Below are 12,646 nucleotides of genomic sequence, written 5' to 3' on the forward strand. Positions count from 1 at the left end.
CAGGTTCCCGACCGTGGCGAGGCGCTCGAACCGTCGCAGGTGCACAACCCGGGGGCGGCCGCACCTGTGGAGGACGGGACGGAGCCCGAAGTCTCGTACGGTGTAGGCATGACAGACACCTCCAGCGTGCGGGATTCGGATGAACGCGGTGAGTTGCGCGAACGGCTGAACTCGTTCGCAACGGAGGCCGTCAACGAGGCGACACGCGAGCTCGACCGGCTGCCGCTCGACGAGCAGATCGCGGTGATGTGCGAGCAGAACGCGACGGTCGCCGATGCCGTCGCCGCCTGCGCGCCGCAGCTCGCGGCCGCGGTCACGCTCGTCGTTGACGGGATGCGGGCCGGAGGCCGGCTGATCTATGTCGGCGCAGGCACGCCCGGACGCCTGGGAGTGCTCGACGCGAGCGAGATCCCGCCGACCTACGGGATGGACCCCTCGCGCGTCGTCGGCGTCATCGCAGGCGGGGACACCGCCATCCGCACGGCCGTGGAGAACGCGGAAGACGACGAGACCGCGGGTGCCGCGGCCGTCGATGAACTGAGTGTCGGACGGCACGACACCGTCGTAGGCATCTCCGCCTCAGGTCGAACGCCGTACGTGCTGGGTGGGCTTCGCCGCGCACGGGAACTCGGCGCCGCCACTGTGGGGTTCGCGTGCAATGCGGGGTCCGCGATCGGCGAGGCGTCGGATGTCGCCATCGAGACCGTGGTCGGACCCGAGGTCGTGACCGGCTCGACCAGGCTGAAGGCCGGCACCGCCCAGAAGATGGTGCTCAACACCATCTCGACCCTCGCGATGGTGCGCCTCGGCAAGGTCTACGGCAACCTCATGGTCGACGTGCGCGCCACGAACGAGAAGCTGCGTGCGCGGTCGGAGCGCATCGTGATGCTGGCGACTGGAACGGATGCCACCACCGCCGCTCGCGCTCTTGCCACCGTCGACGGGTGGGTGAAAGCGGCCATCCTCGTCGTCGTCACCGGCCTGGACGGCGACGCCGCCGTGCGGCTGCTGAACCGCCACGACGGAATGCTGCGCGAGGCGATCGCCGCAGCGACGCCGACTGGTACATCCACTGCGTGAGCGCGCACAGCGCGATGCTTGATCGGCCTCGCCCCGAATGCGAGCATTCCCCGGCAAGTCTCAATCGCATGTGATCGCGGCTTCGCCGCTCAACAAACTCAATCGGCCTCGCCCCGAATGCGAGCATTCGCGGCGAGGCCTCAATCGCATGTCGGTGGCTCGTCGCACCATGGAGACATGACCAGGGACGAGCAGTTCATCATCGAGAACGCGGCGGCAGACGACGACCTCGACCTGCTGCTGGCCACCCACCGCTGCGCTGACTGCGCGGAGTACGCCTTCCTCGAAGTGTGTGGCGACGATGGTCTCACGCTCTGGCTGTGCGCGGGCTGCGCCGACGAGCGCGACGCGGAGGCGTCGACCTACGCCGAGCAGCACGCTCGCGCCGCCTGACGGCGCGTTCCCGGATCGGGCCTCGGCGGTGTTGGTGTTCCGCTGACGCGCTTGCCTGCGCCGCAGCACAGGGGAGGAGCGGCGCAGGTCGAGAGGGCGCTCACATCTCGGCGCGCAGGCGGTGTAGCAGCCGGTCGCGCACGATGTGACGAACGCGAAGGGGCAGGCGCGGGTAGAGGGCGGCGGTGAGCGACATCATCCGCTCGTACCTGCGCCGGTTGCGCTCGCTCAGCACCAGGCCGTACTGGCTTCGCAGCGACTCGGGGAGCAGCGCGACGGTGGCGAGCCGTGCCCACGGCATGATGAGGCGCATCCACAGCGGGGCGTGCTCGGCGCGCAGCAGCTCGCGGCTCACGACGCGCGCCGCGGGCAGCACCATGAGGCGTCGCAGCGCGTCATCCCAGTACCGGTCGAAGTCGTCGCGGGTGACGGGCCACGCATCGTGCGGCAGCTGCAGCGACGTTCCTACCGCTGCGAACTCGCGGTAGAAGCGGTCGGCGGATGCGGCATCCAGCGCGCCGAAGACCCGCTCGTGCACGCGTACTGCCGTCCAGTACAGCGTCGCGGTCACCCAGAGCTGCAGGTCGGGATCGAACGCGGAGTACGCCGGTGTGTCGGAATCGGCGGGTCCATGCACCGGCGCGTGCGCGCGCCCGACGGCGCGGTGCACCGTGCGGACGTCTTCCTCCGTGCCGCAGGCGACCGCGGTCACGTACGTGAGCGTGCCGATCAGCCGGTCATAGGGACGCGACGCGAAGTCGCTGTGCTCGGCGACTCCGCGCCCGACGGACGGATGCGCCAGCTGCAGCAGGATGGCGCATCCGCCGCCGGCGAGCATGATCCACTCGGCACCGACATCCGCGAGGCCCTTCGGCGATGGCGGTCCAGGGGATCGCCGCGCTGGCGGCCCGGGGTATCGCCGCTCGGGCGGTCGCGGCTCTGATGGTCGCTGCGGCATGCCGCAAGGGTAACCGGATGCGCGGACAGTGCCCTGGGTGCACGTCGGGAACCCGTATGGCGCTCGGGTAGGCTGTCGGTGGCAATTTATCTCGGCGTCGAGCTATCTGACTGAAGTGCCCATCAGCCGTCGTCTTACGACACTGCGTCACCGACAGAGCGTCACCGACCAGCGCCGGCGAGACGGTCCGGCCCGCACCGATCGCCATTTCACTCGCACACGGATTGGGAAGCAGTGGATCTTTACGAGTACCAGGCACGTGACCTGTTCGAGAAATACGGGGTCCCGGTACTGCCGGGTATCGTCGCCGACACGCCGGAAGAGGTGCGCGCGGCAGCCGAGAAGCTCGGCGGCGTGACCGTCGTCAAGGCGCAGGTCAAGACCGGTGGACGCGGCAAGGCTGGCGGCGTCAAGGTGGCGAAGACCCCGGACGACGCCGAGGCGGCCGCGAAGGCGATCCTCGGCCTCGACATCAAGGGGCACATCGTTCGCCGCGTCATGGTGGCCGGCGGTGCGAACATCGCCCGCGAGTTCTACTTCTCGGTGCTGCTCGACCGGGCCAACCGCTCCTACCTGTCGCTGGCCAGCGTCGAGGGCGGCATGGAGATCGAGCAACTGGCGATCGAGAAGCCCGAAGCGCTCGCGCGCATCGAGGTCGACCCGGCGACCGGCATCGACGAGGCGAAGGCGAAGCACATCGCCAAGGCCGCCGGTTTCCCCGATGACCTGATCGAGAAGGTCGCACCGGTTCTCGTGAAGCTGTACGACGTCTACAAGGGCGAGGACGCGACGCTCGTCGAGGTGAACCCGCTCGTGCTCACGGGCGAGGGCGACATCATCGCGCTCGACGGCAAGGTGTCGCTTGACGCGAACGCCGACTTCCGGCATCCCGAGCATGAGGCGCTGGAAGACAAGGCCGCGGCCGACCCCCTGGAGGCCAAGGCCAAAGAGCACGACCTCAACTACGTCAAGCTCGACGGCGAGGTCGGCATCATCGGCAACGGCGCGGGACTCGTGATGAGCACCCTGGATGTCGTGGCCTACGCCGGCGAGAACCACGGCGGCGTGAAGCCGGCGAACTTCCTCGACATCGGAGGCGGCGCATCCGCATCGGTCATGGCGGCCGGTCTGGATGTCATCCTGAACGACCCGCAGGTGAAGAGCGTGTTCGTGAACGTGTTCGGCGGCATCACCGCCTGCGACGCGGTCGCCAACGGCATCGTCGGTGCCCTGGACATCCTGGGATCCGAGGCGTCGAAGCCGCTCGTCGTGCGACTGGACGGCAACAACGTCGTCGAAGGGCGCCGCATCCTCACCGACTACAACCATCCGCTCGTCACACTCGCCGAGACCATGGACCAGGGCGCCGACAAGGCTGCCGAACTGGCTTCGAAGTAAGGACGTCAAGCAATGTCGATCTTCCTCAACAAGGACTCCAAGGTCATCGTCCAGGGCATCACCGGCGGCGAGGGCACCAAGCACACCGCGCTCATGCTCAAGGCCGGCACGCAGGTCGTGGGCGGCGTCAATGCCCGCAAGGCCGGCACGACCGTCTCGCACACCGCGGCCGACGGCTCTGCGGTGGAACTGCCCGTCTTCGGCACCGTCGTCGAGGCCATCGAGAAGACCGGGGCGGACGTCTCGATCATCTTCGTTCCGCCCGCATTCGCGAAGGACGCGATGGTCGAGGCCATCGACGCCGAGATCCCGCTGCTCGTCGTGATCACCGAGGGCATCCCGGTGCAGGACACCGCAGAGGCGTGGGCGCACGCCAAGGAGAAGGGCAACAAGACCCGCATCATCGGGCCGAACTGCCCCGGGATCATCACGCCCGGCGAGTCCCTCGTCGGCATCACCCCGGCGACGATCACCGGCAAGGGCAGCATCGGCCTGGTCTCGAAGTCGGGCACGCTGACCTACCAGATGATGTACGAGCTGCGTGATCTGGGCTTCTCCACTGCCATCGGCATCGGCGGCGACCCCATCATCGGCACCACGCACATCGACGCGCTCGCCGCGTTCGAGGCAGACCCCGAGACGAAGGCGATCGTGATGATCGGCGAGATCGGCGGCGACGCCGAGGAGCGCGCGGCCGACTTCATCAAGGCGAACGTGACCAAGCCGGTCGTCGGCTACGTCGCGGGATTCACCGCTCCCGAGGGCAAGACGATGGGGCACGCCGGCGCCATCGTGTCTGGTTCCGCCGGTACCGCACAGGCCAAGAAGGAGGCCCTCGAGGCCGCCGGTGTGCGCGTGGGCAAGACGCCGAGCGAGACCGCGCAGCTTCTGCGCGAGGTGGTCGCGAGCGTCAACGCGTAAGCACGAACGACGACGGATGCCGCGGGCCGAGGTGCTCGCGGCATCCGTCGTTTCGGTATCCGCCTAGGACGATTGCTCGCCGCGCAGACCCGCGCGCAGCTTCGCGAGCAGCCCGTGCAGTTGCGTGGTCTCCGCGTTCGTGAGCACGCCAGAGACGATGTCGGTGACGGATGCCTCGAAGGTCGGCGCGCCGGCCGCGAGCAGCTCTCGCCCGGCATCCGTCAGCACCAGCCAGGACGAGCGCCGGTCGCCGGGGTTGGGCACGCGCTCGAGCCAGCCCGCCTCGACGTACCGGTCGACGATCTTGCTCGCCGTTCCGACGCGCAGCTCGAGCGCCCGCACGAGATCGTCGACCCGCGCGTTCTCGGTGCGCTCGATCAGGCTCAGTACGTTCACGGTGCCCACCGTCACGCCGTGCGCGGCTTTGATGCGCTCGTCGACCTGGTTGTAGACCGCGATCTCGGCCCGTACCAGGTCGTCGAAGAAGTCGATGCCCCTGCCCATGGTCCTCCCGAATATTCCTAGGAATACAAATGCTGCTAACGTGGTTGCGTAATACATTCCGAGGAATGAATCTCGGAACGATCATGACACAGACAGGGAGAAACCCATGAGCACGTCCCAGCGTGAGGCGATCATCGCACGGCTGCGAGCGTTCCCCTTCGATCCGAACCAGACAGTCGACGAGCACCGCCGGGGCTTCGACGAGTTCGCCATCGAGCCGGTGCCCGCAGGCGTGGCGGTCGAGGACGTCAGGCTCGGTGGCCGGCCGGCCCTCCGCCTGACCCCGGAGGGAGCCGGCACCGGCACACTGCTGTATCTGCATGGCGGCGGTTACGTCGTCGGATCGCACCGCACAGGAGCCAAACTCGCTCGACTCGTGGCCGAGCGCGCCGGCCTGCAGGCGTACAGCCTCGACTACCGGCTGGCGCCCGAGCATCCGTTCCCGGCGGCCGTGGATGACTCACTGGCGGCCTATCGCGAGCTGATCGAGCGCGGGATCGACCCGGCCGCCCTCGTCGTCGCCGGCGATTCCGCAGGCGGCGGTCTGACGATCTCGACCCTCGTTGCAGCTCGCGATGCAGGGTTGCCCATGCCGGCCGCTGCTGTCGTGTTCTCGCCGCTCACGGACCAGACCCACTCCGGGCGGAGCATCCGCGATCTCGTCGGGATCGACCCGTTGTTCACGCCGGAAGCCCTCGACTGGTACGGCCCGAAGTACGTCGGGTCCGCAGATCCCGCCACGCCACTCGCGAGCCCGCTGTTCGCCGACCTCACCGGGCTGCCGCCACTCCTGATCCAGGTCGGTGGGCACGAGATCTTGCTCGACGATTCGATCGGGCTGGCTCGGGCCGCGGCGCTCGTCGACGTCGAGGTGTCCCTCGAGATCGGTGCCGGCCTGCCGCACGTCTTCCAGAACCGCGCCGGCGAACTCGACGAGGCCGACGCGGCGCTCGATCGGGTCGGGGCGTTCATCCGAACGCAGCTCGGCGCGTAGCGGGGCGAGCGGCGGCTTCGTGCAGGATGCCTGTGCTCTGGCGCGCCCGCCCGTCGGCTCCGCCGCGCGCCGGTAGGGTCGTCAGCGCATGAACCGCATCACCGTCATCCTGCTGGCCGCGCTCGACGCGGTGATCGCGCTCGGCGTGGGCGTGGCGATCCCGCTCGTTCCGCTGACCGTCGCCTGGGGACTGCAGTTCGACCTCTCGAACGACTGGCTGCCGTTCTGGCATGCCGGTGCCGACATCTGGCTGCTCGGCCACGGCGTCGATGTCACGGTCACGCTCGACCCTGTCGCCTCTGCAGCCTTCGATCTGACCGGCACGAACGTCTTCACCGTGAGCATCGCGGCGCTCGGGTTCGCGCTCCTCACTGTCTTCCTCGGCACGCGAACGGGGCGGCGCGCCTGGGCGACGCCGCACCCGTGGACGGCGGCCATCGCCGGCGTCGTCACATTCGCGGTGCTCTCCGGCCTCGTCACCCTGAGCGTGCACAACCTGCCCGCCGTTCCTTCGCTGTTGCAGGGCTCGCTGCTGCCGGCAGCAGTCTTCGCGATCGGCATCGGGATCGGCATGATCGCGGGCAACATGCGAGAGCCGTCGGGTGCGGACGAGCGGGGGGCGACGGATGCCTCGCGCGGCGACGGCGCGGCATCCGTTCGTGCGGCGGGCCGGGGACGATTGCCGTGGCCGGTCGAGGGATGGAGCCCCGCGACCCGCGCCGTGCTCGCTGCGTCCCTCCGCGGCGGGGTGGCGGCATCCGCCCTCGTCGTGGCGGCATCCGCCGTGCTTCTCGCGGTGCTCATGGCCGTGAACTACGGGCGCATCGTCGGTCTCTACGAGACGCTGCAACCCGGTGTTCTCGGTGCCATCGCCCTCACACTCGCTCAGCTCGCGCTGCTGCCGAACGCCGTGATCTGGGCGGCCTCGTGGATCGCCGGCCCGGGTTTCGCGGTCGGATCCGGCTCCTCGGTCGACGTCGCCGAGACGACGCTCGGTCCGCTGCCGAGCGTTCCACTGTTCGGCGTGCTGCCGCAGAGCGACCCCGGCTTCGGGCTCATCGCGGTGATGGTTCCCGTGCTGTGCGGAGTCGCCGCAGGGTTCCTCATCCGGCAGCATCTGGAGCGGATGCCTGCACCGCGCGGCAGCGGTCCTTACGGCTCCCGGGACTGGAGCGCGGCGCGCCTGTCGCTCGTCGTACTCGGAACGGCCGTCGTCTCCGGCGCCGTTCTCGGCCTGCTTGCTTGGTGGGCGTCGGGTGCGATCGGACCGGGCAGGTTGCAGCACGCCGGGCCGAACCCGCTCTTCGTGGCGGGCGCAGTCGCGGTCGAGGTTCTGGTCGGAGCGGCGATCGGCGTCGCCGTGCGCCGGGAGCACGCGGTGAGCACGGCGCGGCTGAGCCTGCGGGAGCGCCGGAGCAGCGCCGAGCCGTCGCCGGTTGCGGTGCCTCCACGGCCCGCTCCGGCATGGGGGCGGGGCGCCGGCACGGCGCCGCCGACAGCGGTCACGGGTCCGATCGACGTGTCCACGGTGTTCGCGTCGTTCGATGACGCGGTGGATGCGCCCGAGCACGCCGACGATGCGGACTGGATCAGCGCGATCCTCGAGCAAGAGAATCCCGCCGAACGGAAGCGGCCGGGCAAGGCGACGCCGAAGCGAGGCGAGCCGGCCGGGCGCGAGTCCGAGCGATCGGCCGGCCCGAAGGAGGCGACTCCGCGCACCCCGGCCCGATCCGCCTCCGGGCTCGTGCGTCCGTCGGCGCCGCGCGTGCCGACACCGCGTGGCCGTCTGCCGCGCGTGTACCGGGAATCCGGGTTCGCCTCTCCGGACTTCTCCCGCCACGAGACCTCGGATACCGAAGAGGGCTAGGACCTCGACAACGCAGCCGGCGCCGTCGCACGATCCGCCGGATAACGCACGACACGCCGCACCGAAGCCTGGCTTCTGTCCGGCCGATCGTGCGAATTCCGGCGGAGCTCGCGAGTGAGGTGATGACGCCCGGCGGGGAACGTCCCGCGGCGTGGGAAGACTCCAGCCGCCGGTAGGCTGAGTGCGTGCTGTCGCTCGTCGTGCTGGTCTCCGGCCAGGGATCCAACCTGCGTTCGCTGCTCGAGGCATCCGGCGACGCCGAGTTTCCCGCCAGAGTCGTCGCCGTGGGCAGCGACCGCGACGACGCGGGGGGTCTGCAGGTGGCGGAGGAGTACGGCATCCCGACGTTCACGGTTGCGTTCTCGTCGTTCGAAGACCGTGCCGAGTGGGGCGACGCGATGCTCGAGCAGATCACCCAGTGGTCGCCCGATCTGGTGATCCTGTCGGGATTCATGCGGCTGTTCCCACCGCGCGTCGTCGACGCGCTGAGCCCGCACATGATCAACACGCATCCCGCGTTCCTGCCCGAGTTCCCCGGGGCGCACGGAGTGCGCGACGCCCTGAAGGCGGGCGTGAGTCAGACCGGTGCGAGCGTGATCGTGGTCGACAACGGAGTCGACACCGGTCCGATCATCGCTCGCGAACGCGTGCCCGTACTGCCCGGCGACACCGAGGCCGGACTGCACGAGCGCATCAAGATCGTGGAGCGACGCCTGCTCATCCAGGCCGTGCTCGACATCGCCAACGGACACATCGACCTGAAGGAACTGGCCACAGCATGAGCGCCGCACACGCCGCCGACCCGAGCCTCTACCGCGAACGCGACGTCGTACCGGTTCGTCGCGCACTGCTCTCCGTCACCGACAAGACGGGCATCGCCGAGTTGGCCACCGCGCTGAACGACGCTGGCGTCGAGCTCGTGTCGACCGGCAACACGGCACGCACCATCCGTGACGCGGGCATCGCGGTGACGGATGTCTCGGAGCTGACCGGATTCCCGGAGTCGCTCGGTGGCCGCGTCAAGACCCTGCACCCCGCCGTGCACGCCGGGCTGCTCGCGGACCTCCGCCTCGAGGACCACGAGACGCAGCTCGCCGAGCTGGGCATCCGCCCGTTCGAGCTCGTGGTCGTGAACCTGTACCCCTTCGCCGAGACGGTCGCCAGCGGTGCGGATGCTCGCGAGATCGTCGAGCAGATCGACATCGGCGGGCCCGCCATGGTGCGCGCATCGGCGAAGAACTTCGCGAACGTCGCGGTCGTGGTCTCACCCGACCGATACGCCGAGGTGGCGGATGCGATCGCTTCGGGCGGCACGAACCTCGAGTTCCGCACGCAGTTGGCGCGGGACGCTTACCGGCACACGGCGGGATACGACGTTGCTGTCGCCTCGTGGCTGGGCAACGTGCTGGCCCCCGACGACGCAGACTCTCACCTGCCAGCATGGGTGGGTGCGACGTGGCAGCGCGAGGCGTCGCTGCGGTACGGCGAGAACAGCCACCAGGCGGCCGCGCTGTTCACCTCGCCCGGCGGCAACGGCATCGCGCAGGCGGAGCAGCTCGGCGGCAAGGAGATGTCGTACAACAACTACGTCGACGCGGATGCCGCCCTGCGCGCCGCGCACGACTTCGAGCGTCCCGCGGTGGCGATCATCAAGCACGCGAACCCGTGCGGCATCGCCGTCTCCGACGACATCGCGGATGCTCATCGCAAGGCGCACGAGTGCGACCCTACGTCCGCGTTCGGCGGGGTCATCGCGGCGAACCGCACTGTCACGCTCGCCATGGCGCAGTCGGTGAAGCCGATCTTCACCGAGGTGATCATCGCGCCGGACTACGAGCCGGAGGCGCTCGAGCTGCTGCAGACGAAGAAGGACCTGCGCATCCTCAAGCTGCGCGAGGGCTTCTCGCTGCCGACGACGGAGATCAAGCAACTCTCCGGCGGGATGCTGATGCAGGATGCCGACCGGCACTTCGCACCCGTCGCCGAGTGGACGCTCGTCGCCGGTGAAGCGGCCGATGAGGCCACGCTGAAGGACCTCGAGTTCGCGTGGACCGCGTGCCGCGCCGTGAAGTCGAACGCGATCCTGCTCGCGTCGGGCGAGGCATCCGTCGGCGTCGGAATGGGACAGGTGAACCGGGTCGACTCGTGCGACCTCGCGGTCAAGCGTGCGGGCGATCGCGCTGCAGGTTCGGTCGCGGCATCGGATGCCTACTTCCCGTTCCCGGACGGCCCCGAGATCCTCATCCAGGCCGGTGTGAAAGCGATCGTGCAGCCCGGCGGGTCGATCCGCGACCAGCTCACGATCGACGCGGCGAAGGCCGCGGGGATCACGATGTACTTCACGGGCGAGCGCCACTTCTTTCATTGACGACTTGGCGGGTCTCGTGTCCGCGGTACCCGTCAGGATGACTGATGTGGACCAGGTCGAGGTGGTCGTCGCGCACAGCCAGCGCGCGACGTTGCGCGTCGGGGACGTGTTCCTGAAGGTGGATGGCGACCCCTCGCACGCCGATGTCGAGGTGCAGGCGATGGCCATGGCACCGGCACCCACGCCGCCGGTCCTCTGGCATCGGCCGCCCGTGCTCGCGATCGCCGCCGTGCCCGGCAACGCGCTCGGCGTCCTCGCAGAACCGTCTCCTGCGTCCCCGGTCGCGTGGGCCGCTGTGGGTGCCGCGATACGCAGGCTGCATGACGCGCCGTTACCACCATGGCCGGGGCGCGAGCTCGACGACATCGCGCGGGAGCTCGAGAGCGAATGCGAGTGGTTGCTTGCCAACGGCGTTCTGCCACGCGAGGTGATCCTTCGCAACCGCGAGATCGCCCAGGTCGCCCTTCGCCCGTGGAAGCCGGTGTTCATCCATGGTGACCTGCAGATCACCCACGTTTTCGTGGACGGTGATACGGTCACCGGTGTCATCGACTGGTCGGAGGCTGCTCCGGGTGATGCCATGTTCGACCTCGCGACGCTGACGCTCGGGCACGAAGAGCGACTGAATGACCTGCTCGCCGGTTATGGCGACGACGTCGACCGGGACGTGATCCGCGCCTGGTGGTCGCTGCGCAGTCTGGCGGCGTCGCGCTGGCTGATCGAGCACGGCTTCGATCCGGATGCTCCCGGATGCGAATTCGATGTGCTCAGAGCGCGGATGCAGGAGTCGTAGGCGACGGAACCGTCGGCCGCCCGGTCCGTCTCGGACCATGGGACGTCCCCTGGGGCGTGGCGGGATCAGGGGAGGGGCCGGCGTCCGGGGGCGAGATTCTCCAGGAGTCGAACTATGTCGCTCTGGGCAATCGAAGGGCGGACGACTCCGCCGTTACTGGCCGTCGCGCATCCACTGGTCAAGAACCGCACTCTGATGCGATGGCTCAAGTTCCAGAAATAGACATCCGAACTGGATCCGTCGTCTGCAGGGCAGGCGACGGGTCCGAGGGGCGGCGGGTGCGCCGCAGCATTCGCCGATGTGGCCAGCTGAGCCGCCTTGCCGCCGTTCAGCCGAGCCTCGCCTGCAAGCGACCATGCGGGCGATCCGCCGGCGCCGTTCATACCGGTGTATCGACAGAGCAGTGCGTGCTCCGGTGTGAACGGAACCAACTTCAATTCCGAGCCCAACAGTCCGCTATATCCGGGATCCGTCGGGGGATCGGGCGGGCATGTGGCAGGGATCGGCGCTGAATTCGCTGCAGCTGCGCTGTTCGCAATCAAGCCGCCGCCAACGAGCACGGCGGCGGCACACACCGCAACCCACCAGGTCCGCCGGCCCATAACCGCAGGCTAGTGACGCACCTGATGAGTGGTGGTCACAATCCTGCAACGAGCGCCGGCGCACCACCCCGGTCGCGGATGCCCGAACATTCGATGGGGCGTGAGGAGGTGGTCGTTCGGACTCCCCGCCACGACTTCAGATACTGCGGTCCCGGCGCTCGGCGCCTGGGGACGGAAAGACACCACAAGGCGGCTCAACGGCTCCAGACCGCCCACACGGGCCACCCGTTACGGATACCGGCAGGCGCGACACAAATCAGCATTCGCCGGAAACAACAGCAAGAACATGTAGCGGATGCCGATACACGTAGCGCGAGCACTCCGCGAGGTAGCTGGAGCGGTCACGCCACCCACTCACGCTCGCCCGAAGTCGTCCTCGAGCCGCACGATGTCGTCTTCGCCGAGGTAGTCGCCCAGCTGTACCTCGACGATGACCAGGGGCTCGTCCTGCTCGTTCACGATGCGGTGCGGCTGACCGACGGCGATGTTGATGGTCTGTCCGAGTCGAGCCACAACGGTCTTGCCGTCGATGACGGCTGAAGCGACGCCCGAGGCCACCACCCAAACCTCAGCGCGATGTTCGTGCGTCTGATACGAGAGTCGCGAACGAGGCTTCACCTCGATCCGTTTCACCTTGAACGCCGTGCCCTCGTCGAGGATGGTCCACGTTCCCCACGGGCGCTCGTCCGATTCTCCGATCACAGGATCTCCTTCCCAAGGGGTGAGTCGCCGATCCCGCCCCGACCCGAGACTGCCATAGGAACTCGT

The 12,646-nt window shown here is 68.7% G+C and carries 12 protein-coding genes; 9 read left to right on the forward strand and 3 right to left on the reverse strand.

The features are described from left to right. Window positions 1-108 precede the first annotated feature (108 nt). Both murQ and ACYVI5_RS01560 read left to right on the forward strand, forming a co-directional pair. Window positions 109-1,080 carry an N-acetylmuramic acid 6-phosphate etherase gene (gene murQ / locus ACYVI5_RS01555; RefSeq protein WP_460578697.1) on the forward strand — a complete coding sequence of 324 codons (972 nt, stop codon included), beginning with the start codon at window positions 109-111 and terminating at the stop codon, window positions 1,078-1,080. Between the two features lie 177 nt (window positions 1,081-1,257). Continuing rightward, window positions 1,258-1,473: a hypothetical protein gene (locus ACYVI5_RS01560; RefSeq protein WP_460578698.1), complete on the forward strand. Its 216-nt coding sequence runs from the start codon at window positions 1,258-1,260 to the stop codon at window positions 1,471-1,473. A gap of 100 nt (window positions 1,474-1,573) precedes the next feature. On the opposite strand, the gene ACYVI5_RS01565 is transcribed toward ACYVI5_RS01560, so the two are convergent. Beyond that, window positions 1,574-2,431, reverse strand: a complete 858-nt coding sequence (locus ACYVI5_RS01565; protein ID WP_460578699.1) for an oxygenase MpaB family protein — start codon at window positions 2,429-2,431, stop codon at window positions 1,574-1,576. Window positions 2,432-2,665: 234 nt separating this feature from the next. Here ACYVI5_RS01565 and sucC point away from each other — a divergent pair, with 234 nt between their 5' ends. Together sucC and sucD are read left to right on the forward strand one after the other, a co-directional pair. After that, window positions 2,666-3,829, forward strand: coding sequence for a succinate--CoA ligase subunit beta (sucC, locus tag ACYVI5_RS01570; RefSeq protein ID WP_460578700.1), 1,164 nt, complete (start codon window positions 2,666-2,668; stop codon window positions 3,827-3,829). 12 nt (window positions 3,830-3,841) lie between these two features. Further along, a complete protein-coding gene (gene sucD, locus ACYVI5_RS01575) occupies window positions 3,842-4,750 on the forward strand; it encodes a succinate--CoA ligase subunit alpha (RefSeq protein ID WP_460531941.1) in 909 nt (302 codons plus the stop codon). A 63-nt stretch (window positions 4,751-4,813) separates the two neighbouring features. Here the strand turns inward: sucD and ACYVI5_RS01580 are convergent, their stop codons facing one another. Further along, entirely contained in the window at window positions 4,814-5,254 is a 441-nt protein-coding gene (locus ACYVI5_RS01580; protein ID WP_460578701.1) for a MarR family winged helix-turn-helix transcriptional regulator, read from the reverse strand. Window positions 5,255-5,360: 106 nt separating this feature from the next. On the opposite strand from ACYVI5_RS01580, the gene ACYVI5_RS01585 reads away from it, so the two are divergent. From ACYVI5_RS01585 to ACYVI5_RS01605, 5 genes are all read left to right on the forward strand, one after another. Then, window positions 5,361-6,248 carry an alpha/beta hydrolase gene (locus ACYVI5_RS01585; RefSeq protein WP_460578702.1) on the forward strand — a complete coding sequence of 296 codons (888 nt, stop codon included), beginning with the start codon at window positions 5,361-5,363 and terminating at the stop codon, window positions 6,246-6,248. Window positions 6,249-6,336: 88 nt separating this feature from the next. After that, entirely contained in the window at window positions 6,337-8,115 is a 1,779-nt protein-coding gene (locus ACYVI5_RS01590) for a cell division protein PerM (protein ID WP_460578703.1), read from the forward strand. 185 nt (window positions 8,116-8,300) lie between these two features. Next, entirely contained in the window at window positions 8,301-8,897 is a 597-nt protein-coding gene (gene purN / locus ACYVI5_RS01595) for a phosphoribosylglycinamide formyltransferase (protein WP_460578704.1), read from the forward strand. Further along, the gene (purH, locus tag ACYVI5_RS01600; RefSeq protein ID WP_460578705.1) at window positions 8,894-10,483 is read left to right on the forward strand and encodes a bifunctional phosphoribosylaminoimidazolecarboxamide formyltransferase/inosine monophosphate cyclohydrolase; all 1,590 of its coding nucleotides are present in this window, start codon (window positions 8,894-8,896) and stop codon (window positions 10,481-10,483) included. Before purN ends, purH begins: the two co-directional genes overlap by 4 nt. 37 nt (window positions 10,484-10,520) lie before the next feature. Further along, window positions 10,521-11,276: a phosphotransferase family protein gene (locus ACYVI5_RS01605; RefSeq protein WP_460578706.1), complete on the forward strand. Its 756-nt coding sequence runs from the start codon at window positions 10,521-10,523 to the stop codon at window positions 11,274-11,276. A 956-nt stretch (window positions 11,277-12,232) separates the two neighbouring features. Here the strand turns inward: ACYVI5_RS01605 and ACYVI5_RS01610 are convergent. Next, a complete protein-coding gene (locus ACYVI5_RS01610) occupies window positions 12,233-12,580 on the reverse strand; it encodes a phosphomannose isomerase type II C-terminal cupin domain (RefSeq protein ID WP_460578707.1) in 348 nt (115 codons plus the stop codon). Window positions 12,581-12,646: the final 66 nt, after the last annotated feature.

The sequence above is a fragment of the Humibacter ginsengisoli genome, assembly GCF_054780095.1.

Bases quoted from the DNA above. Each gene is read 5' to 3' on its own strand.
- murQ (WP_460578697.1), top strand. From the start codon at position 109: ATGACAGACACCTCCAGCGTGCGGGATTCGGATGAACGCGGTGAGTTG.
- ACYVI5_RS01560 (WP_460578698.1), top strand. From the start codon at position 1,258: ATGACCAGGGACGAGCAGTTCATCATCGAGAACGCGGCGGCAGACGAC.
- ACYVI5_RS01565 (WP_460578699.1), bottom strand. From the start codon at position 2,431: ATGCCGCAGCGACCATCAGAGCCGCGACCGCCCGAGCGGCGATACCCC.
- sucD (WP_460531941.1), top strand. From the start codon at position 3,842: ATGTCGATCTTCCTCAACAAGGACTCCAAGGTCATCGTCCAGGGCATC.
- ACYVI5_RS01580 (WP_460578701.1), bottom strand. From the start codon at position 5,254: ATGGGCAGGGGCATCGACTTCTTCGACGACCTGGTACGGGCCGAGATC.
- ACYVI5_RS01585 (WP_460578702.1), top strand. From the start codon at position 5,361: ATGAGCACGTCCCAGCGTGAGGCGATCATCGCACGGCTGCGAGCGTTC.
- ACYVI5_RS01590 (WP_460578703.1), top strand. From the start codon at position 6,337: ATGAACCGCATCACCGTCATCCTGCTGGCCGCGCTCGACGCGGTGATC.
- purH (WP_460578705.1), top strand. From the start codon at position 8,894: ATGAGCGCCGCACACGCCGCCGACCCGAGCCTCTACCGCGAACGCGAC.
- ACYVI5_RS01605 (WP_460578706.1), top strand. From the start codon at position 10,521: ATGACTGATGTGGACCAGGTCGAGGTGGTCGTCGCGCACAGCCAGCGC.